The sequence below is a fragment of the Billgrantia sp. Q4P2 genome (assembly GCF_052806135.1).
The window spans coordinates 176,239-195,694 of sequence record NZ_JBRBAI010000003.1 but is presented as its reverse complement, the minus strand read 5'-3'; the positions used below and the strand labels follow the sequence as shown (position 1 = coordinate 195,694).

Below are 19,456 nucleotides of genomic sequence, written 5' to 3'. Positions count from 1 at the left end.
CGTTTGGCGATATACCTTGTCAGAATGGCGAGAGAAGACGTGCCGGTTGCAGTTTAGCCTGAAAGACCGTCCATCCTGGAGTCTGGTCATGAACGGCAATCGCGCTCGGCTACTGTTCCTCAATGTTGGGCACGCTTACGCCCACTATTTCATGCTGATTCATCCCACGGTGGCGGTGGTGCTCGAGCGTCGCGGCCAGGGTGATTACGGTGCGCTGCTGCTGCCGGCCACGGCGGGTTTCGTTGCCTTTGCCACCTTTACGTTGCCGGCGGGCTGGCTGGGCGACCGCTGTAGCCGACACGGCATGATGGCCGTGATGTTCCTGGGGCTCGGTATGGCGTCCCTGCTGACCGGTTTGGCAAGCGGCCCCTACCAGATGGCGGCCGGCCTGTTTCTGATGGGAAGCTTTGCAGCGATTTACCATCCTGTCGGCATCGCCCTGGTGGCGGAGAGTGGCGCGAGCGTCGGCCAAGCGCTGGGCGTCAACGGCGTATGGGGCAACATGGGCGTCGCGGCGGCGCCACTGCTGACCGGTTTGTTCATCGGCATGCTCGGCTGGCAGGCGGCCTTCCTGGTTCCCGGTGCACTGTGCCTGGCGAGCGGGGTGGCCTATCTGGCGCTAGTACCGGCCGAACGCCATCAGCGTGAGGCGGCTCCTGTGACCGCCGATCCTATGCCGACGCCAGCCTCGACGGCATTGCCCGGCAGGATCCTCGCCTACCTGGCGATCACGGCATTGATGGGCGGACTGGTTTTCGCGGTCATGACCGTGGTGCTGCCCAAGGTCATGGAGGACGCCTTCAGCAGTGGAGTGAGTGGTTTGGTCAGCGCCGCCAGCCTGGCCTCGGTGATCTTTGCACTCGCCTCCATGGCGCAGTTGGTAACCGGCAGGGCGGTGGATCGGGTCTCGCCACGTCAGTTGATGCTGTTACTGGCGCTGGTGCAGGTACCCCTGTTCCTGCTGATGGGGCAGGCCGAGCAATGGTGGCTCGTCGTGCTGTCGCTAGGACTGATGCTGACGGTGTTCGGTATCATTCCCGTGCAGGACGCCATCGTGGCGCGTCATGCCGCAAGCGGCTGGCGGGCGCGTGTCTATGCCGTGAAGTACGTGCTGTCGCTGGGTGTCGGTGCCTTGGCCGTGCCGATCGTGGCCTGGGGCTACGACCCGGTCAGCGGCTTCGTCCGGCTCTATCTGCTGTTGGCCGCCTGCGCTGTCGCTGTGGCGGTGGCCGCACTGCTGTTGCCAAGCCAGCGCTATCGGCAGGCGGCGCTCAACGAGAGCCGCTAGGTAGGTTCCGCCGGCCGGCTTCCGTGCGCCGACAACGTGGAGAAACGTGATGAAGCACTCATTCCAAGCGACCGGACAGTCGCTACCCGAGGAAGCCAAGGCCGCTTGCGACATCATCGCCCGCGAGCTGGGCGAGAGCGTGGTCGGCGTCTATCTGTTCGGCTCGGCACTCCGGGGCGGTTTGCGTCCCAATAGCGACGTGGACGTGCTGGCGGTCATCAGCCAGCCGCCCGACGACCCGGTGCGCCGGCGCCTGGTCGAGGCGCTGATGGCGGTCTCCGGTAGCCCTGCGAACGACGGCTCGCCCAGGCCATTGGAAGTGACGCTGCTCTGCCGAGAGTCGCTGGTGCCGTGGCGCTACCCGCCGAGAAGCGAGCTGGTCTACGGCGAATGGTTGCGGGATGAGTTCGCGCAGGGCCGCGTTCCGCCTGGGGCCACCGATCCCGACCTGGCGCTGGTGCTGGCCACCGCCAGGCAGGCGAGCCTCGCCCTGCACGGACCCGAACTCGCGGAACTGGTCGCGCCGATTCCCGAGGCGGACCTGCGGCGGGCGATCGTCGACTCGCTGCCCGGCCTGATCGATGGCCTGCTTGGCGATGAGCGCAACGTGCTGCTGACCCTGGCACGAATGTGGATGACCCTCGAAACAGGGGAGATCGCTTCCAAGGACGTTGCTGCCGCCTGGGCCCTGGAGCGCCTGCCTGCGGAGTACCGGGCCGAGATGGCGCTGGCGCGTCATGCGTATCTTGATGGTGGCGGCGACGACTGGGCACCGCGTATGCCGCAGGTGGAAGCGCTGGCAGGCTTCCTGCGGCGGGCCATCGAGCAGTGCGGTGACGCCGATAGCTGATACGGCTAGGTGCCGTCCAACTGCTGCAGCGTCTCCTGGGTGGCGGCGTCCGCCGGGAAGAACGACTCGATGGCGAGTTCCTCCAGGGTGATGTCGAGCGGAGTGCCGAATACCGTGGTGGTGCTCAGCAGCGACAGCACGCGGCCATCCGGCATGGCCAGTTCCAGCGGCACGACGATGCCTGCATGACTCGATCTCACGGCCAGATGAGGACGAGCCCCGGCCGGTACCGGGTAGCCCTTCAGTTCTTCGCTGAGCGAGGCAAGCGCCGGGTCGGCCGTCGTGTCGACCTGACGGGCCAGGCGTTCGAGAATGTGGGCGCGCCACTCGCGAAAGTTGCGGATGCGCGACGCAAGCCCCTGAGGATGCAGGGTGAGCCGCAGCACGTTGACCGGCGGCTCCAGCATGGCAGGCTCGATGCCGCCGAGTAGCAGCTCGAGGGGGCGGTTGGCCATCAGCAGGTGCCAGTGGCGATCGACGGCCAGTGCGGGGTAGGGGGCGTGGCTCGCCAGCAGCCGCTCGATCACGCCGCGGATCGTCTCGAGTTCGGGCGCGTCGATAGGGCGTTCGCCAAAGGCCGGGGCGAAGCCGGCGGCGAGTAATAGCCGGTTGCGTTCGCGCAGGGGAACGTCCAGCTGTTCCGTCAGGCGCAGCAGCATCTCCCGGCTCGGCACGGCGCGTCCGGATTCGACGAAGCTCAAATGACGCTGGGAGATGTCGGCCTCGGTGGCGAGCGCGAGTTGGCTCAGCCGACGCCGCTGGCGCCACTCCTTCAACAGCTGCCCGGGGGTAGGGGAGTTCATGGTCATGGAACCAGATTAGCGCCAAGCGATATGCGTGGCTATTACCTCGCAGGTAATCGCCAGGCTGCGCGAGGCGGGCGAAGCTACAGGTGAATCCACCACAGGAGCCACGCCATGACCGCTTACGCCATCGCCCGCCTGCAGGACGTCACCATGGGCCCGGAGATCGTCGAATACCTGGAGAAGATCGATGCCACCCTCGCGCCCTACGGCGGTCGCTACCTGATCCACGGGGGCTCCACCGAAGTGCTGGAAGGCAGCTGGCAGGGCGATACGATCATGCTTGGCTTCCCCAGCCTGGAGCAGGCCCGGGCCTGGTATCGCTCCGAGGCCTACCGGTGCATCCTGCCGCTGCGCACCGCCAACGCCGTGGGCGATGTCATCCTGGTGGAGGGCGTGCCGGAAGGGCACCGCGGCATCGACATTCTCGGCTGAGGGGTTTCGAGCGATGTCAGCCCGTCTCGACGATCGAGCGTATGAAATCCCCCTTGGCCTGGGTATAGGCTTCGCGGTCCGCTTGGTGGCGGGAAGCCAGCTCGTGCTTGAGAGCGGCGTAGCGAGTGGCCTGGGTCGGATCGGCGCGCAAGGCATCACGAAAGGCCAGCCGCTGGTGCCATAGCTCGCCGTCGTGCACCACCACGTGTAGGTGGTGGGTACGCTGGCCGTTGGCGTGGCGCATGAACCAGCGGCGGTCGGACAGACTGGCGTTGAACTCAATCGAGGTCACGTAGCCGTGATCGAGAATGGGATCGAACAGGGCATCGGCCATGGCCATGGAAGCGACCCCGGCCATGATGTCGATGATGGGCTTGGCCGGCATGCCGGGAATGGCGGTGCTGCCGATGTGCTGCACGTCGAGCAAATCGTCCGGGAAGCGCTCGAGCAGACGAGTGCGCTCGGCGTCGAAGCGTGCCGGCCAGACGGGATCGTAGTCTACCAGGCGTACCGGTTCATCAATGGCCCGCTGCAGCGACTGGGCTTCGTTCATGCGAATTCCCTGTAGCAATATTCGTGGCGGTGTCCGTGCCGTGCTCGCGCTGCTGGCGCAGCGCACCGGGCGGGTGGCCGTGGATGCGCTTGAAGGCGCGGCTGAAGGCGGCCGCGCTGCCGTAGCCCAGGCGGTAGGCCACGGTTTCGATCGGCTGTCGTTCCCGGCCGATCCACTGGGCCGCCAGGCGCATGCGCAGCTCGGTCACGTAGCGGTGTGGCGTCATGCCCGTTACTGCCAGGAAGCGTTCGGCGAACACCGAGCGTGAGCTGCCCATCTCGGCGGCGAGTTCGGCCACCGTCCAGTTGCGCCCCGGCTCGCGATGCAGCGCGGCAATGACGCGTCCCAGGCGCGGGTCGCGCAGCGCCTCGATCCAGCCGGTGGCATCGCCACAGCCGCACTCCACCCAGCCGCGCACGATGAAGGCGGCCATCACGTCGGCGAGCCGCGCCAGGATGGCGGCGAAGCCCGCGCGCTCACTGTTTGCCTCGCGCTCCATCGCCTCTAGCATGGGCAGGATCTCGGGCTGCCGCTCGAGCAGGGTGCCGACGTACATCACCTCGGGCATCAGCGAGACCAAGGCGTGCATGCTGCCCAGGTCGAATTCCATGCAGCCGCTGAAGGTCAGGGCGCCCTCGAGGATGCAGCCTTGCGGGCAGGCGCGGATCGCGCTGACCGTCTCGCACAGCGTGGCGCTTTCGAAGGCGGCGATGTCCTGGGCCGGCTGATCGGGCGTGGAAAGCAGGGCGTGGGGGCCGCCCCGCGGCAGCAGCAGGGCATCGCCCGTCGAGAGGGTGTGGGTGCTGCCGCTTGGGCTGCGCAGGTAGACGGGGCCGCGTGCCACGAAGTGGAACTGAGCCCAGCCCTCCACCTTGCCGAACTCGACCCCCAGCGGGGGCGAGAGCTGAATGCGGCGGTAGGCAATGCCGCGCAGGCGCATGCCGAGCAGCAGCTCGCTTACCAGGTCGCTGGGCAGTTCCGGCTTGGGCATCTCGCGCTCCTTTCCTCAAGATTCGGATGAATGATCAAGCATTCGAGAGTATCTAGCATAGATCGTCCGACTCGGTCCCTCTAGTCTTCTCGTTCCTGATGAACGCTTCTCTAGGAAAGGAGAACGAACGATGAACGAGTTGGCACCACGGGCACGGCCCGCTTGGGGGGCAGTCGTTTCGATGGCCCTCGGTGTGTTCGGGCTGGTCACGGCGGAGTTCCTGCCGGCCAGCCTGCTCACGCCCATGGCGGCGGATTTGGGCATTACCGAAGGCATGGCGGGCCAGGCGGTCACGGTTACCGCTGCGGTGGCACTGCTGACCAGCTTGCTGATCTCCACCGCCACCCGGCGCATCGACCGGCGCCATGTGCTGCTGGGCTTCTCGATGCTGCTGGTTGCCTCGAATCTGTTGGTCGCCTTCGCGCCCAACCTGACGGTCCTGTTGCTGGGGCGGGTGCTGCTGGGGCTGGCCCTGGGCGGATTCTGGACCATGTCGATTGCCACCATGATGCGCCTGGTGCCCGAGGATCTGGTGCCGCGGGGGCTGTCGATCATGTTCAGCGGGGTGTCCGCGGCGACCATTGCCGCGGCGCCGCTGGGTAGCTATTTCGGCGACCTGCTCGGCTGGCGCGACGTGTTCCGCATGGCGGCACTGCTGGGCCTGCTGGCGCTGGTGGTGCAGTTCATAACGCTGCCGCGCATGGCACCCAGCGGCCTGACCCGCCTTCGCACCCTGTTCGACGTGCTGATGCGGCCGCGGGTGGGGCTGGGCATGCTGGCCGCGGCCCTGGTCTTCACCGGTCACTTCGCCTTCTTCACCTACATCCGGCCGTTCCTCGAGAACGTGACCGGGGTTGGTGTAAACGGCGTGGCCACCATACTGCTGGGCTTCGGCGTGGCCAACTTCCTGGGTAACTACCTGGGCGGCTGGATGGTCGAACGCAGCCTGCGCCTGACCATGATCGCAATGCCGCTGCTGATGGGCACGCTCGGCGTATCGCTGGTGGTGCTGGAAAGTACGCCGGCTACGGACGCCGCGCTGGTGGCGCTGTGGGGGCTGGCCTTCGGCGCCATTCCGGTAGCGTGGTCGACCTGGCTCACCCGCACGGTGCCCGACGAGGCCGAAAGTGCCAGCGGCCTGCTGGTAGCAGCCATCAACTTTGCGATCGCCACCGGTGCCGCCGTGGGTGGCCTCATCTTCGACCTGGGCGGCGCGCTGAACGTCTTTGCCGCCAGCGGTGCCGTACTGCTGCTGGCCGCGTTGATGATCGTGATGGGCGTGAGAACGCGGCCGCTGGCCACTGTCTGAAGCTGAACGGTTTAAAGAGGGCAGCCCGCTTCGACGGGCTGCGTTCTTTGCCATCGCTTCCTTCAGCTGTTAGCGTGGAGGCACAGAAGAACCAAGAACAGGAGGAAGAGACATGGATTCAGCCGTCAACGCCATCGTGGGCCAATCGATGATCATGCAGCAGGCCCAGGCCGCACAGCAGGTCCAGCTCGAGGTCTACAAGGACGCCCTGGACATGCAGAAGGATCAGGTCGCTGCCCTGATGGCCTCGGCTTCGGTGGCACCGCAGCTGGCCAACGAAGGAATGGTGGGTACCCACATCAATACCTACGCCTAGGCTTCTTCCAGGCGTTTCAGCGCAAGCCTATTTACCGCAGCGCCAATTTAACTGCCTCCTCGGCGTGAATGGCCGCGGTATCGTAGAGCGGCACTGCGGTATGGCTCTGCTGCACCAGCAGGGCGATTTCGGTACAGCCGAGGATGACCGCCTCGGCGCCCCGTTCGTGTAGCGACTCGATGATCTCCAGGTAGCGCTGCCGCGACGTCTCCTTTACCTGGCCCAGACACAACTCGTGAAAGATCACCTCGTGAACGAGGTCGCGCTGAGCCTCGTCGGGCACCAGCACCTCGATGCCGAAGCTTTCGGCGATACGCCCCTTGTAGAAATCCTGTTCCATGGTGAAGCGGGTGCCGAGCAGGCCGACACGGCGGATGCCGTCATCGTTCAGGCGCTGCGCCGTGGCATCGGCGATGTGCAGCAGCGGAATCGAGATCGCTTCGGCCACCTGCGCAGCGACCTTGTGCATGGTGTTGGTGCCGATCAGCAGGAAATCCGCACCGCCGGCTTCCACGCTGCGGGCGGCTCGGCACAGGATCTCGGCGGTGGCGTCCCAGTCGCCGGCGTGCTGTAGCCGCTCGATCTCGGCGAAATCGACGCTGTAAAGGCATAGTTTGGCCGAGTGCAGCCCACCCAAGGCGGCCTTCACGCCTTCGTTGAGTGCACGGTAGTAGCTGAGGGTGGATTCCCAACTCATGCCGCCGAGCAGTCCGATGGTCTTCATGTCATGCGTTCCCTCTGGTTGTCGTTATTCCAGTATCGCTTGGGAAACACTGCACAAATGCCTATGCGAGCGAATCGCTGCGTTGCGCGGTGCTCGGAATCCTCACATATACCCCATATGCTCCGGTTCCTGTGCTCCGTGCGCCTTGCGCTTCATCTCGCTCGTCGATTTGTTCAGCATTCCACTTGCCGTGCCGCTATGTCTCATACTCGTCGTGGCGACGGTTCCACACGTAGGGCGGTGTTTGCGGCCAGCCCGGCGGTGAGTCCTCCCAGCTCTCCTGGCGGCCGTAGGGCGTCAGGTCCAGGTAGCTCCACAGGCTGCCGAGGTACTCCACGCCGCGCTTACCGCTGAAGTAGGTGCGAAAGATCCGTTCACCGTCACGCAAAAAGACGCTGATGCCATGGCGTTCGCCGCGGTCGGTGTCGGGAGCATGGCAGTTGCAGCTCGTCACGCCCATGTCCTGGTTGAAACTGCTGCCGAGCGATGAATACCACGTCGGGTGTTGCCAGCCCATGCGCGCCTGATAGCGTAGCAGTTTCTCCCGCGGCGCCCGCGAGACCAGCACCAGAGTGGTATCGCGGGCGTGCAGGTGGGCGGGGTGAGTCATGGCGTCCACCACCCAGGAGCAGCCGTCGCAGCCGGCGTCCCAGTCGGGCCCGAACATGAAGTGATAGACGATCAGTTGGCGACGCCCCTCGAACAGGTCGAGCAGGCTGACCGCTCCCCTGGGCCCCTCGAAGGCGTACTCCTTCTCCACCTTCACCATGGGAAGCCGGCGGCGCTCGGCATTCAATCTGTCACGCGCGCGAGTGAACTCCTTTTCCTTGGCGGTCTGGCGTTCGAGTGCTGCCTGCCACTCGCCCATCGAGACGATGGGGGGCAGAGGCGTGTGGGAATCGTTCACTGCTGGTTCCTCCCGTGACGTGGCAGGTCTCGATCAATCCTGTGATTCACACCACTGTCTCAGCATGTCCAGGGTGACCCCCCAGGCGTAGTTGCAGAAGCTCAGAAACTCGCTGTCTTCATTCCAGCCGGCGTGCCGGAAGTTCAGCACCGTCATTGGCTGACCCGCGTTGTCCATGCCCAGCCAGTGGCCGGGACTGGGCTGGGTGGCGAGTTCGAAGACGATGCGGGTGCCCGTCCAGGCGGAGGCGGGGCTGGACGTCGGGTGAGTGCTGATGATCTCCCACTCGATCCGCCGGTGGGGCGTGCGCTCCAGAACCTTCATCTGCACGTCGCCATGGGCCGGTCCCGGGCTGTGGGCCAGGACCAGGCCGTCATCCGTCTCGCTGGTGGTATGAGGCGCCCACCACTGGGCGAGGCCTTCTGCACTGGCCAATGCCTCGTAAACCTTTTCTTTCGGGGCATCTATCCATACCTGGTGATGAAGCGTCGCCATGGTGTGCCTCCGTTCAAGCCAGGTTGAGTTGCCACGACACGCCGAAGCGGTCGTTGAGCCAGGTGAAGCGCGTGCTGAAGCCGTAGTCGTCGGGTGGCATCAGCGTCTGGCCCTGTTCCGACAGCTGCTCGAGAAGCCGCTCGAACTCTCCGGCGCTTTCGCACTCGACGAACAGCGATATCGAAGGCGTAAACGTGAAGTCGTGCTTTACCGGGCTGTCGATACAGGTGTAGCGCCGGCCCCCCAGGGTGAATTCAGCCTGCTTGATGCTGCCTTCCCTGCTCGGTTCCTCGGGGCCGTAGCGCTCGAGCCGGACGATGTCGGAATCGTCGAACAGCGAGACGTAGAAACGCATGGCCTGCTCGGCATTGCCTTCGAACATCAGCTGTGGGGCGACATGATGTGGCATCGGTACTCCTCCTCCAGGCGCTCGAACGTGGGCCAGAAAGGGGCGGGGCGGCGGCCCTCCAGCACGCCTTCCAGAACGGTGAGGTGGGTATGCCAGCCGCTGGCCACGTTGACCATGGTGTCGTCATCGGCGAGGCGACGATGGGTCACCACCAGGCGTACCTGATCGCCGGCCTTGCTGAGTTCGAAGGTCACCTCCGACGGGGCTTCGTTGCCCCCGCCCCAGGTCCAGGCAAGCACGTGGGGTGGCTCGCAGCGCAGCACCTGGTGATGCGTCGTGAAGCTGCCGTCGTAGCGGCGAAACCGCTCGCTTGGTGGCGTCCTGTCGGGCGTCAGTTCGGTATTGTGGAAGTGCAGAGTGAAGGCGCTGCCTGCACGCGGTTCCATGGCGCCGGGGGCGAGCCACTGGCCACGCTTGTCGGATTCGGTAAGGAAGGCCCAGACCCGCTCGATGGGCCCCGGCAGCAGGCGCTCGAAGCGGATACTGTCCTCGGCGATTGGCCGGCCGTAATCAGCGTCGTCCATCCGCTTTTCCCTCCTCGGGTGGCATGTCTCGGGGGGCTGCCTTCAGGGCCGCTTCCAGCGCATTCAGGCGCTGGCTCCAGAAGCCTTCGTAGAAGCTTAGCCACTGTTCCGCGGCAGCCAGCGGCTCCGGCTGCAGCCGGCAGTAGTGGGCGCGCCCTTCGATGCGCCGCTCCACCAGCCCTGCCTGCTCCAGTACGCGTACGTGCTTGGAAACGGCGGCCAGCGAGATGGGGAACGGCTCGGCCAGCTCGCCGACCTTGCGCTCACCGGCCGCCAGCCGCTCGAGCAGCAGGCGGCGGGTGGGGTCGGCCAGGGCGTGGAAGACCCGGTCCAGGTGCGTTGTGTCATGTTCAACCATATGGTTTATATAGGTCCGATGCAAGGTATTGTCAACCACTGGGTTGAATATTAGATGCGAGAGGAGACGCCATTGCCAATGACTATGAGCGCGATTGAAACTTCTCCGCTTTACCTGAAGCTAGCTTGAGGTATTAGCCTGCGCTTAACGATTGTCCCCAGAAAGAAGAGGAGAACGACATGCGGGCTGCATCGATCACTCAACCCCTTCATGAATCGGCTCGGTGGGAGACGCCGGCGCTCGATCTCGAGGCCTATCTGGCCCGTATCGACTACCGGGGGCCCATTACGCCCAGCCTGGAGACGCTCAAGGCCCTGCAACAAGCGCACCTCTCCGCGGTGCCGTTCGAGAACCTGGAAATCGTTACCGGCGGCGAGATTCGCATCGACCTGGAAAGCCTCCAGGACAAACTGGTAGGGCGCCGGCGTGGCGGCTACTGCCACGAGCAAAACATACTGTTTGCCACGGTACTTGACCGGCTCGGCTTCGAGGTCGCCGGGCGCAACGCCAGAATGCTGATGGGCGACGATGAGCGTATCGTCACCCCGCTTGGCCATACGATGCTGGTGGTGAAAGTGGCGGGCGGAGACTGGCTGGTCGATGTCGGCGTCGGCAATGTCGGGCCGCGTGAGCCGATCCGGCTCGAGGAAGGCAGCGAGGTGAGTCATGGCCCTTGGGAGTATCGCCTGGAGCGAACGCCGCTGGGGTTCTGGCTGCTGCGCCACAAGCGCAACGGTGAGTGGTTCAACATCTACCAGTTCAGTGACGAACCCTGCTACCGCGCCGACTCTGGCGAATACAACTATTTGGCGTCTCATCACCCGGCATCCCCGTTCGTGCGGCGGATCGTGGCTCAGCACAACGGCGCTGAGGTACGGCTTGCGCTCACCGATTTGGAGCTGAAAATCTTCCGCCCGGGCAAGGCGCCGGAGCTGCACTGGATCGCAGCCGGTGAGCTGCCCGGCGTGCTGCGCGAGCGGTTCGGCCTGGCGCTGACCTCGGAGCAGGAGCGCGTACTGCTGCGGCGAGCCGAGACGCTCGCCGGGACTTCATCCAAAGGTGAGCAGCTTGGCACCTGAGGGAAATCGTCAGCTTGAACCGCTCATCGCCGTGCATGAGGGTGAGCTAGTCCGCCCCATGCTCCCAAGCCGCTAACCCTGGTGCTGTTTCTGCACTGCCTTGCGCATTATTCGACGCTGCTCCAGCGCCTGCCCGGCATCTTCCTTCAGCGGCAGCCGCGAGGCCCACAGGATGTCGTCGCGGCAGTGGTTCATGTCTTCGAGCATGTGATCGTCGTGGGCCAGCAGCGGCAAGAAGCGCTGGCGAAACTGCCGCCGGCGCTGGTATTCCCACCACTTGGTCTCGAGCCTATGGATCAACCCCAGCGGGGGCATGGCCGGCATGAAGAAGTCCGGCTGGGGTGGCGGGGTGGGGCGCTGGGTGGCGGTGCCCGTGCGTGGCTGACGTAGCGGTTCGTACTGGCTCATGTCGCACCTCCTGGCGGGCATTCGCCAAGGGCGGATGCCGTCATTTCTTTCGGTTGAAGGAGGGTCGCGACCTCTTGAAGGGGAGTCTGGCTCGGTCTGATGGATCAATCCAACGAAAAGGTCTACATTGTCCTTTAAGGAAAATTGAAGGATAGCCCGATGAACCAAGCCGTTCTTTCCAACGCCACCATGCCGCTACTCGATACCGACGTGCTGCGCACCTTCGTTGCCATCGCCGAATGCGGCAGCTTTACCCGGGCCGCTCGCCAGGTGTTCCGTACGCCATCGGCGCTCAGCATGCAGATCAAGCGCCTGGAGGAAACGCTTGGCCAGGCACTGTTCGTGCGCGAGGCGCGCCAGGTGCGGCTGACCCCGGAAGGCGAGGTGCTGCTCGGTTACGGTCGGCGCCTGCTCAAGCTCAATGAAGAGGCGGTGACACAGTTCCTGGCGCCTACGGTGGTGGGCCGGCTGGGCTTCGGTACCACCGACGACGTGGGCACGCGTATCCTGCCGGGCGTGCTGGCGCAGTTCGCCCGCTCGCACCCGGCGGTGCAGGTCGATGTGGTGGTGGGCAGCAGCCGGGAGATGCTCGCCCGGCTGGATGCCGGCGAACTCGATCTGGTGTTGGTCACGGCCGGCAATCCGGGGCAGGAGGTACGCGGCGAGATCGTGCACAGCGAGCCGCTGGTGTGGGCGGGGCGGGAAGGTGGCGTGGCTGCCCAGCGCTCGCCGCTACCGGTGGCCCTGGCGCATCAGGGCTGCGCCTGGCGAGGCATGGCACTGGAAGCGCTGGATCGGGCCGGCCTGAGCTACCGCATCGCCTATTCCTGCGAACACTGCGCCGGCCAAGAGGCCGCCATGATCGCCGACCTGGCGGTATCCCCGTTCCCGCAGAGCCTGGTGCGCCCGCCGTTGCGGCGTATCGAGCCCAGCCTGCTGCCGCCGCTGGGCGAATATCAGCTGACGCTGGTCAAGCGGCCCGGCGCCGGCCAGGCCTGCGAAACGCTGGTGGGCTACGTGATGGGGGCCTTTCGTAGCTACTGAGATGGCGCTACTGGGCAGGAGATACCTGGCTGTCGTCTGGCGCAGTCAGCAGTGTCAGGCAGACCCTGCGAGTTGGCCCGATCAACTCTGCTCGGTGCGGAGACGATTGATCTGACGCTTGATTTCCGCTCGCTCTAGAATCAACAGATCGAGCAGTTCATCCCGCTCATTTCGGTTCAGACCTTCATCGCTCATCAGACCGTCGAGCAGGGCCTCGATATCCGTTTCGTGCTGAGTGTCGCAAACCGCAGCAGTGCGGGGGATCAGTGAGACGAACATGGGCGCGTACCTCCAATTCGAACTGGCCCTGGTGGGCTCCTTTTTGTCGTTGTCACGGTGGTTTTTTCATTGTTGTAACACCATGGTGGTTCCTTGCAGCGAGCCGCGTCAAACCGAATGCGGGCGCAAACCGTGCCGCTTCGTGCATAGCGGCCAAGAAGGGTCACTCTGCCTTGGCGATGCCGGGGCGGTAGAAAATGAAGGCTTCGGTCTCGGCGGTTAGCAGGAACTCGTTCGCCCAGGGTGGGTGAACGGTGCGGTCATGGAAATAGAGCGCCCCGTCGGTGTGGTCGGGCAGCTCCTGGTTGAGGGCCTGGCGCGCGACTTCCTTGGCTATTTCGTAGGCGTCGTCTTCCACTACTTCATCGGGCTTGCCGTCGCACCACCAGGAGAATTGGCAGGGGCTCTGCTCCGAGCCCTGTTTCACCACTTCGCAAATGGTGTTGGGAAACTCCTCGGTGGCAAGCCGGTTCATTACCACATTGGCTACCGACTCCATGTCCAGGCCCGGTACGCCTTTCGCTTCCCAGTAGATGGTGCGTGCCAGGCAGGTGAGTGGCTCTTCCAAGGGGTCGCTGCCTTCCGGATCGACGACCTGCGCCTCCTGCTCGCTGAGCGGCTTCGTGGGCTCGGTGACTTCCACGTCGGGAGCCACGTCCTGCTCCAGCACCTCGGCCTTGCGCACCGCCTCGTCTGCCTGCGGTGCAGGATTGACGAGGGCGACCGCCGCCACGGGCAGGGCAAGGAGCAACCAGCCGAACAGCCGGAAAGGGAACATGGGGAGAACCTTTTGGTATCGTTATGGTTCGGTTCTATTGCGTATCGAATGGGTACGTAACGTAGCGAGTATAGTTGCCCGTGAGTCCTCGCATGGTACCAATGCGGCAGTGTATTCGGCTGTCAGCAGGCATCAGGCATTTTTGGGAAAGAGCCACCGCGGTACCCACCACAGGAAGACCGCCATGCCGATCAACTCGACCAGCGACTGGAACACGACGGCGACCACCGCCAGCTCATAGGAAGCAGGGAGAGACAGGGCCAAAGGCAGAACGACGAAGGAGTTGCGCGTGCCCAGGCTGAAGGCCAGCACACGCCCCTGCGTAGTGGGCAGTTCGAACTCTCGGCCCAGCATCGCGCAGCCGCTTCGTGTCTGTAAAGCGACCGGGAGAAAGGGTCACGAGTCGCCTTGACCTAAACTTTGCTTGAGGTTTTACGCTCCGACTGTGTAGCCACACAAAGGAGAACAGCCATGCGCCACGTTCAACCGGACCTCTGGGAAACCGACGTGGAAAGCCCTTTCGCCGGGCTGACCGTTCACGCCTACCTGCTGACGCGAGACGAGGGCAACGTGCTCTTCTACAACACCGGCCACCGTCACGAGATCGACAGGATGGCGGAGCTGGGCGGTGTGGCCTACCAGTACCCGAGCCATCGGGACGAACTGGGTGCAACGCTCGAGACGATCCACCAGCGATTCGGGGCCAAGCTGGGCGGCCACCGCGCCGAGCTTGACGACTTCGCCCGTTATCGCACGCCCGAGATCCTGTTCGAGCGGCGCGAGATGCACCTGGGCAATGTCGAGGTGATCCCCACCCCGGGGCACAGCCCCGGCAGTACCTGCTTCCTGGTGCACTCGCCCCACGGCAAGCGCTACCTGTTCACCGGGGACACGCTCTACCGCGGCGAACAGGGCGACTGGCGCGCTGGCTTCATTCCCGGCCACAACGATGAAAAGGACCGCGAGCAACTGGCCGAGAGCCTCAGGCTCCTGCGCGAACTCGAGCCGGACGTGGTGTTCGGTAGCGCCTTCCTCGGCGACACGGGCTTTCAGGAGATGCCGCCGGGCGACTGGCCAGGCCATGTGGATAGCGCCCTGGAGCGCCTGTTGGGCTGATGAGAGGTAAGGTGAGATGCCATGGCGCCGTGCGCCATGGCATGCTTGGCTTCACCAAGCTGTCGCGAATGGAACGCAAGGAGCCTAGCCATGATCACCCTGCATCACTGTGTCAGCGCCCGCTCGTTTCGCCCCCTGTGGCTGCTGGAGGAGATCGGCGCGCCCTATGAGCTGGTCGTGCATGCCTTTCCGCCCCGGGTACGCGACGAGGCCTTCCTGGAGATCAATCCGCTAGGTACGGTACCGGCCTTGTTCGACGGCCAGGTGGCCATGACCGAGTCGGCGGCCATCTGCCAGTACCTTGCGGGTCGCTATCCCGAAGCAGGCCTGGCGGTGGGGCAGGACGACCCCGCCTACGGCGACTACCTCAACTTCCTGCATTTCGGCGAGGCGACGCTGACCTTTCCCCAGACCCTGGTGCTGCGCTATGGCCGCTTCGAGCCCGAGGAGCGCCGGCTGCCTCAGGTGGCGGAGGACTACTCGCGCTGGTTCCTCTCCCGCCTGCGTACTCTGGAACCGCGCCTGGAGCGCGATACCTTCCTCTGCGCCGGTCGCTTCACCGCGGCCGATGTTTCCGTGGGCTATGCGCTGCTGCTGGCCAGCTTCATTGGCCTGGACGAGCGCTTCAAGCCTGCCGTAGCCGCTTACTGGCAGCGCCTGCAGGCGCGCGATGCCTTTCGGCGCGCCAAGACCGCCGAGCGTGAGGCGGCCTTGGCCCAAGGCGTTGCCCCCAAGCCGGCCATGGATATGCTGGGCTGAACGCCAGGGCGCTACTCGTTCGCTCTTCGGCGCAGCTCGGGAACGACCAGCACGGCGAGAGTCAGGGCGGTGATCGGCAGCACGAAATAGAGCATCAGTGCGCTGAACCCGGCCAGGGCATCGTGGTGGGTGGCAGCCAGCACCAGGTAGGCCGTGTAGGCCATGTAGTAACCCAGCAGTATGGCGCCTTCCCAACGGCTGATGGCGCTGGCGGTAAGGCAGATCGGCAGGCAGGCAATGGCCACGGCGATCATCACCGGCAGGTCGAGGCTTAGCATGGCCTCGGTCACGGCGATGCCGGCGGGGGCGAGCAGGCCGGTAAGGCCAAGCACACCGAGCAGGTTGAAAACGTTGCTGCCGACCACGTTGCCTACGGCAATGTCCCGCTGCCCGCGCAGGGCAGCCAGGATCGAGGTCACCACCTCGGGTAGCGAGGTACCCGCCGCCACCAGCGTCAAGCCGATCACCTGATCGCTGACGCCGAGCCAGGTGGCCAGTACCACGGCTGCGTCGACGAACAGCCGCGAGCCGGCCACCAGCATAGCGAGCCCGCCGACGACGAACAGCGCATCTCGCGCCCAGTGATGAGGTTTCTCCTCACCGCCAGTTGCCGGCTCGGTAGCCGGTGCCTGGCGCCGCCCCTGCCACAGCAGAAAACCCGTGTAGGCGACCAGCCCCAGCACCAGCAGCCCACCCTCGAGCCGGCCGATATGTCCATCGGCCGCCATCAGGAAGACGATCAGCGAGAGCCCGATCATCAGCGGGATATCCAGGCGAATCAGCTGGTGGGCCACCGCGAGCGGCACGATCAGTGCCGAGACCCCCAGGATGAACAGCACGTTGAAGATATTGCTGCCCACCACGTTGCCCATGGCGATGCCCGCCTGGCCGGCAAAGGCCGCCTTGAGGCTGACGACGAGTTCCGGGGCACTGGTGCCGAAAGCCACCACGGTAAGGCCGACGATCAACGGCGAGATGCCCAGGCGAGCAGCCAGGCGAGAAGCACCCTGCACGAGGCCCTCTGCACCGGCAATCAGCAGCGCCAGGCCGATCAACAACATCAGCAGTGTCAGCATTGAAGGAGTTCCAAGCATTCAAGATAGGGATGAAACACGTCTTCGACCGGGAGGCGTAGGCCTGGAAGCCCCTGCTAGGCTGCCGGTGGTGCCGGGGCCAGCATGCGCGTAGCCAGGGTGGCCGTATCGAGCATGAGAATGCCTTCTTGTGTGCCATCGAGGGAGGCGACACGCTTGCCGCGGTCGATCCACGATGCCGAGCGGCCTCCGCCGGCCTCGCCGTCGCAGGGCCCCACGCAGTTGGCCATCAGGATCGTCATGGCATGTTCGCGGGCGAAGGTGGCGTAGTAGGCGTAGGCCTCGTCGATTCCCTGTGCCAGCTTGGCTACGCTGGCCAGGTACACGTCCGCACCCAGGCTTGCCGCCGTGGCGACATGGTCGGGCTGCAGCGATTCGTGGCAGATCGCCAGTGCCAGGCGATGCTCGCGGGTTTCGATGAGCATCGGCCGCTCACCGGGGGAGAAGTAGGGCAGTTCGTCGTCGTGCAGCCTCTGCTTGGCGTAGGCGTGGCGCCCCGCGTGGGGCTGGAACACCACCATACCGATCTGCGGCTTTTGCGAGGTAACCAGCGGCAGGCCCACGCCGATCACGATGCCGTGGGCATCGCTCAGGCGCTGGAACACGTCCAGCCGCGGGTCCTCCTCGTGGGTGGCCAGGCCCTTGGCTAGCGCCGGTTCGTAGCCGGTCAACGAGAGTTCGGGGAAGAAAATCAGCTCGGCATCCTGCGAAGCTGCCAGCTCGACGAACTCGACATGGCGCTCCACGTTGCCTTCGATATTGCCCGTTATCGAGGCGTACTGCACGGCACACAGCTTCATCGGTTCGCTCCCTTTCGCCGACCCTCGGGTAAGCGTACGACATTTTGCCGTTGGGTGAATGACGGTTTGCCTTCCTGACGGAACAAGGCGCTGGGTTAGACTTCACTCAGGCACCGACGCGTCAAGGAGGCAGCCTGCCATGCACACGCCCATGCTCTCCATATCCCGCACGCCGCTGGTGGCCGTGTACGGCACCCTAAAGCGCGGGCTGCGCAATCATCACTGGCTGGAAGGTGCCGACTTCCTGGGCAGCGACCGGCTGACCAGCGCCACCCTCTACGATCTCGGCCCCTTCCCCGGGGCCAAGCCCGAACCCTCCCGCGGGGTCGAGGTGGAGATATACCGCATCGATGCCAACCTGCTTACCGAACTGGACAGGCTCGAGGACTTTCGCCCGCGCCAGCCGCACGCCGGGCTCTACCACCGCGCCATTCACGCCACCACCTTCGGCCCCGCCTGGCTCTATCTCTACAATCCCGAGGTTGCCGGCCGTACGGCGATCCGGCAGGGCGGGTGGTGGCCATAACTTAACGTGGTTAACCTAGCCTAGCCCTCCCGCTGCATCTTCTCGCGCCGTGCCACTTCCGCCGCCGTGGGTGGGTCCATGGCAAAGTCGCCGGTCTTCACCGCACCGTCGCGCTCATAATTCGCGATCACGATGCCGTTGGGCGACACGCGATTGGCGGTGAGCTTGAATGCGACTGGCGCTGTATCATAATTGAACAGCTTCTTGCCTCTCCCCAGCACCACGGGGCAGATGAACATGGTGATTTCATCGACGAGATCGTGCGCAAGCAGCGTGTGGACCAGCTCGGTGCTGCCCTGGGTGATCAGCGCCGGCCCATCCTCCTGCTTCAGCCTGGCAACATCGGCCGCCGCGTCGCGCAGCGCTACCGAGTCTTTCCAGGTCAACTCCAGTCCCTTTCGGGTCGCCACGTACTTCTTGATCGAGTTGAAGGTCTTGGCGATAGAGTCGTCCGGCCCTTCCTCGGCGTAGGGCCAGTGCGCAGCGAAGATCTCATACGTCTTGCGCCCGAGCAGCAGGTCGAACGGCTGACCGAACAGCTTGTCGATCTCCTCACCGAATACCTCGTCCACCAACGGCGCGACCCAGCCGCCATGGCGGAAGCCTCCGGTCGGGTCTTCCTGCGGCCCGCCGGGTGCCTGCATGACGCCGTCCAGGGAAACCATGCCGCCAACGATCACTTTACGCATCTGCTCATCCTCGTGGTTTGCACGTTCAGCCAGTATTCGAACGAGATGCGTAGGAATCGACAGGCTTGCGATGAACGGCGGCGACGGCTTGTTGAGTGTGAGGTAACGCTCAGTCCGTTGCGCGTTTGCGAGCCACCGACAGCGCCGGGGGATGTGCCAGCGTCTGGTAGACAACGCAGTACCGCTCCGTCAAACGCAGGAGAGTGTCGAGCTGCTCTTCCGAGGCATCGGTGTCGAGGGTGACTTGCAGCCGAATGCTCTGGAAGCCCACGGGCACTTCCTTTGCCACGCCAAGCGTTCCACGAAAATCGAGATCGCCTTCCGCCTGGAGCGAAGCATCTCGCAACTCGATGCCGAGCGAGGTGGCGACGGCGTTCAGCGTCACCCCGGCGCAGGCCACCAACGCTTCGAGCAGCATGTCGCCCGAACACGCGCTTTGACCGCTCCCGCCCGTGGCGGGATGCAGCCCGGCCTCAACGAGCGCCTTGCCCGTCTCGATCTTGCAGCTCACACCTTCACCGAGACGCCCTTGCGCGCGCAGAGTGATCAGTGCGGCATCCGGTGCCTCGCGATAACGCTCCTTCAGAGGCGTCTGGACGGAGCGCAACTCTTCAGCCTTCATGACACTCTCCTCATGCTCGTTTTGGCGGCACGGCAGCCGTAGATGCCAGCTGTCTCAAACACCTCATCAAAATAGGCTAAGGTACTCGAGCTGGCCAAAGGCGGATATTTGGCACATTCGTCCCTGACAAGATCCCGTTGCCATCGACAAACCCGGAGCCCGCTATGTCTCGCACCATCGAAATCCCCGCTGCCGACGGCTTCACCGCCAAGGACGCCCCCAGCTACGATGCGACTGCCGGTGCTCTGCATCACAAGCGGTTGGCGATGTTGTTGGAAGAGACGCTGTAGCGGGGCGGTC

28 protein-coding genes are annotated in these 19,456 nt (G+C 64.7%); 11 read left to right on the top strand and 17 right to left on the bottom strand.

Annotation, left to right across the window (positions count from 1 at the left end; genetic code table 11):
• The first annotated feature begins 88 nt into the window (after positions 1-88).
• Positions 89-1,288, top strand: coding sequence for an MFS transporter (locus ACUY1T_RS06375; protein ID WP_446021111.1), 1,200 nt, complete (start codon positions 89-91; stop codon positions 1,286-1,288).
• 49 nt (positions 1,289-1,337) lie between these two features.
• Positions 1,338-2,138, top strand: a complete 801-nt coding sequence (locus ACUY1T_RS06370; protein WP_446021109.1) for an aminoglycoside adenylyltransferase family protein — start codon at positions 1,338-1,340, stop codon at positions 2,136-2,138.
• Positions 2,139-2,143: 5 nt separating this feature from the next.
• On the opposite strand, the gene ACUY1T_RS06365 is transcribed toward ACUY1T_RS06370, so the two are convergent.
• Complete coding sequence (locus tag ACUY1T_RS06365) at positions 2,144-2,941, bottom strand: helix-turn-helix domain-containing protein (RefSeq protein ID WP_446021107.1); 798 nt, start codon at positions 2,939-2,941, stop codon at positions 2,144-2,146.
• 114 nt (positions 2,942-3,055) lie between these two features.
• Between ACUY1T_RS06365 and ACUY1T_RS06360 the strand changes: the two genes are divergently transcribed.
• Positions 3,056-3,376, top strand: coding sequence for a DUF1330 domain-containing protein (locus ACUY1T_RS06360; RefSeq protein ID WP_446021106.1), 321 nt, complete (start codon positions 3,056-3,058; stop codon positions 3,374-3,376).
• 16 nt (positions 3,377-3,392) lie between these two features.
• Here the strand turns inward: ACUY1T_RS06360 and ACUY1T_RS06355 are convergent, their stop codons facing one another.
• Positions 3,393-3,929, bottom strand: coding sequence for a GrpB family protein (locus tag ACUY1T_RS06355; protein ID WP_446021104.1), 537 nt, complete (start codon positions 3,927-3,929; stop codon positions 3,393-3,395).
• Positions 3,895-4,920, bottom strand: a complete 1,026-nt coding sequence (locus tag ACUY1T_RS06350; RefSeq protein WP_446021102.1) for a cupin domain-containing protein — start codon at positions 4,918-4,920, stop codon at positions 3,895-3,897. The genes ACUY1T_RS06355 and ACUY1T_RS06350 overlap by 35 nt, the downstream gene beginning before the upstream one ends.
• Positions 4,921-5,050: 130 nt before the next feature.
• Between ACUY1T_RS06350 and ACUY1T_RS06345 the strand changes: the two genes are divergently transcribed.
• Together ACUY1T_RS06345 and ACUY1T_RS06340 are read left to right on the top strand one after the other, a co-directional pair.
• The gene (locus tag ACUY1T_RS06345; RefSeq protein WP_446021100.1) at positions 5,051-6,229 is read left to right on the top strand and encodes an MFS transporter; all 1,179 of its coding nucleotides are present in this window, start codon (positions 5,051-5,053) and stop codon (positions 6,227-6,229) included.
• Positions 6,230-6,341: 112 nt separating this feature from the next.
• Positions 6,342-6,545 (top strand): putative motility protein, encoded by a 204-nt coding sequence (locus ACUY1T_RS06340; RefSeq protein ID WP_446021098.1) that lies wholly within the window; start codon positions 6,342-6,344, stop codon positions 6,543-6,545.
• 31 nt (positions 6,546-6,576) lie between these two features.
• Here ACUY1T_RS06340 and ACUY1T_RS06335 read toward each other — a convergent pair whose 3' ends face one another.
• From ACUY1T_RS06335 to ACUY1T_RS06310, 6 genes are all read right to left on the bottom strand, one after another.
• Positions 6,577-7,269, bottom strand: coding sequence for an aspartate/glutamate racemase family protein (locus ACUY1T_RS06335; RefSeq protein ID WP_446021096.1), 693 nt, complete (start codon positions 7,267-7,269; stop codon positions 6,577-6,579).
• Positions 7,270-7,465: 196 nt separating this feature from the next.
• Positions 7,466-8,176 carry a DUF899 domain-containing protein gene (locus ACUY1T_RS06330; protein WP_446021094.1) on the bottom strand — a complete coding sequence of 237 codons (711 nt, stop codon included), beginning with the start codon at positions 8,174-8,176 and terminating at the stop codon, positions 7,466-7,468.
• 33 nt (positions 8,177-8,209) lie between these two features.
• On the bottom strand, positions 8,210-8,671 hold the full coding sequence (locus ACUY1T_RS06325) for an SRPBCC family protein (RefSeq protein ID WP_446021092.1): 462 nt from the start codon (positions 8,669-8,671) through the stop codon (positions 8,210-8,212).
• 13 nt (positions 8,672-8,684) lie between these two features.
• A complete protein-coding gene (locus ACUY1T_RS06320; RefSeq protein WP_446021090.1) occupies positions 8,685-9,080 on the bottom strand; it encodes a VOC family protein in 396 nt (131 codons plus the stop codon).
• On the bottom strand, positions 9,053-9,604 hold the full coding sequence (locus tag ACUY1T_RS06315; protein WP_446021088.1) for an SRPBCC family protein: 552 nt from the start codon (positions 9,602-9,604) through the stop codon (positions 9,053-9,055). Before ACUY1T_RS06315 ends, ACUY1T_RS06320 begins: the two co-directional genes overlap by 28 nt.
• Positions 9,591-9,962 carry an ArsR/SmtB family transcription factor gene (locus ACUY1T_RS06310; protein ID WP_446021086.1) on the bottom strand — a complete coding sequence of 124 codons (372 nt, stop codon included), beginning with the start codon at positions 9,960-9,962 and terminating at the stop codon, positions 9,591-9,593. The genes ACUY1T_RS06315 and ACUY1T_RS06310 overlap by 14 nt, the downstream gene beginning before the upstream one ends.
• A gap of 179 nt (positions 9,963-10,141) precedes the next feature.
• On the opposite strand from ACUY1T_RS06310, the gene ACUY1T_RS06305 reads away from it, so the two are divergent.
• The gene (locus ACUY1T_RS06305; RefSeq protein WP_446021085.1) at positions 10,142-11,041 is read left to right on the top strand and encodes an arylamine N-acetyltransferase family protein; all 900 of its coding nucleotides are present in this window, start codon (positions 10,142-10,144) and stop codon (positions 11,039-11,041) included.
• A gap of 72 nt (positions 11,042-11,113) precedes the next feature.
• Here the strand turns inward: ACUY1T_RS06305 and ACUY1T_RS06300 are convergent, their stop codons facing one another.
• The gene (locus tag ACUY1T_RS06300) at positions 11,114-11,449 is read right to left on the bottom strand and encodes a hypothetical protein (protein WP_446021083.1); all 336 of its coding nucleotides are present in this window, start codon (positions 11,447-11,449) and stop codon (positions 11,114-11,116) included.
• 159 nt (positions 11,450-11,608) lie between these two features.
• Between ACUY1T_RS06300 and ACUY1T_RS06295 the strand changes: the two genes are divergently transcribed.
• Positions 11,609-12,493: a LysR substrate-binding domain-containing protein gene (locus ACUY1T_RS06295; protein WP_446021081.1), complete on the top strand. Its 885-nt coding sequence runs from the start codon at positions 11,609-11,611 to the stop codon at positions 12,491-12,493.
• A gap of 81 nt (positions 12,494-12,574) precedes the next feature.
• Here ACUY1T_RS06295 and ACUY1T_RS06290 read toward each other — a convergent pair whose 3' ends face one another.
• The 3 genes from ACUY1T_RS06290 to ACUY1T_RS06280 all read right to left on the bottom strand — a co-directional run bounded on the left by ACUY1T_RS06290 (position 12,575) and on the right by ACUY1T_RS06280 (position 13,904).
• On the bottom strand, positions 12,575-12,772 hold the full coding sequence (locus ACUY1T_RS06290; protein ID WP_446021079.1) for a hypothetical protein: 198 nt from the start codon (positions 12,770-12,772) through the stop codon (positions 12,575-12,577).
• Between the two features lie 163 nt (positions 12,773-12,935).
• Positions 12,936-13,550, bottom strand: a complete 615-nt coding sequence (locus ACUY1T_RS06285) for a cell wall hydrolase (protein WP_446021077.1) — start codon at positions 13,548-13,550, stop codon at positions 12,936-12,938.
• A gap of 132 nt (positions 13,551-13,682) precedes the next feature.
• Positions 13,683-13,904, bottom strand: coding sequence for a hypothetical protein (locus ACUY1T_RS06280; RefSeq protein ID WP_446021075.1), 222 nt, complete (start codon positions 13,902-13,904; stop codon positions 13,683-13,685).
• 117 nt (positions 13,905-14,021) lie between these two features.
• Between ACUY1T_RS06280 and ACUY1T_RS06275 the strand changes: the two genes are divergently transcribed.
• Both ACUY1T_RS06275 and ACUY1T_RS06270 read left to right on the top strand, forming a co-directional pair.
• Complete coding sequence (locus ACUY1T_RS06275) at positions 14,022-14,666, top strand: MBL fold metallo-hydrolase (RefSeq protein ID WP_446021074.1); 645 nt, start codon at positions 14,022-14,024, stop codon at positions 14,664-14,666.
• A 90-nt stretch (positions 14,667-14,756) separates the two neighbouring features.
• The gene (locus tag ACUY1T_RS06270; RefSeq protein ID WP_446021072.1) at positions 14,757-15,425 is read left to right on the top strand and encodes a glutathione S-transferase family protein; all 669 of its coding nucleotides are present in this window, start codon (positions 14,757-14,759) and stop codon (positions 15,423-15,425) included.
• 11 nt (positions 15,426-15,436) lie between these two features.
• Here ACUY1T_RS06270 and ACUY1T_RS06265 read toward each other — a convergent pair whose 3' ends face one another.
• A complete protein-coding gene (locus ACUY1T_RS06265) occupies positions 15,437-16,501 on the bottom strand; it encodes a calcium/sodium antiporter (RefSeq protein WP_446021070.1) in 1,065 nt (354 codons plus the stop codon).
• A 74-nt stretch (positions 16,502-16,575) separates the two neighbouring features.
• Positions 16,576-17,319: a carbon-nitrogen hydrolase family protein gene (locus tag ACUY1T_RS06260; protein ID WP_446021068.1), complete on the bottom strand. Its 744-nt coding sequence runs from the start codon at positions 17,317-17,319 to the stop codon at positions 16,576-16,578.
• 139 nt (positions 17,320-17,458) lie between these two features.
• Here ACUY1T_RS06260 and ACUY1T_RS06255 point away from each other — a divergent pair, with 139 nt between their 5' ends.
• A complete protein-coding gene (locus tag ACUY1T_RS06255; protein ID WP_446021066.1) occupies positions 17,459-17,845 on the top strand; it encodes a gamma-glutamylcyclotransferase family protein in 387 nt (128 codons plus the stop codon).
• A 20-nt stretch (positions 17,846-17,865) separates the two neighbouring features.
• Here ACUY1T_RS06255 and ACUY1T_RS06250 read toward each other — a convergent pair whose 3' ends face one another.
• Both ACUY1T_RS06250 and ACUY1T_RS06245 read right to left on the bottom strand, forming a co-directional pair.
• Positions 17,866-18,534 carry a dihydrofolate reductase family protein gene (locus ACUY1T_RS06250; protein ID WP_446021064.1) on the bottom strand — a complete coding sequence of 223 codons (669 nt, stop codon included), beginning with the start codon at positions 18,532-18,534 and terminating at the stop codon, positions 17,866-17,868.
• A 109-nt stretch (positions 18,535-18,643) separates the two neighbouring features.
• Positions 18,644-19,156: an OsmC family protein gene (locus ACUY1T_RS06245; RefSeq protein ID WP_446021063.1), complete on the bottom strand. Its 513-nt coding sequence runs from the start codon at positions 19,154-19,156 to the stop codon at positions 18,644-18,646.
• Positions 19,157-19,320: 164 nt separating this feature from the next.
• Here ACUY1T_RS06245 and ACUY1T_RS06240 point away from each other — a divergent pair, with 164 nt between their 5' ends.
• Positions 19,321-19,446, top strand: a complete 126-nt coding sequence (locus tag ACUY1T_RS06240) for a hypothetical protein (protein WP_446021061.1) — start codon at positions 19,321-19,323, stop codon at positions 19,444-19,446.
• Positions 19,447-19,456 lie beyond the last annotated feature (10 nt).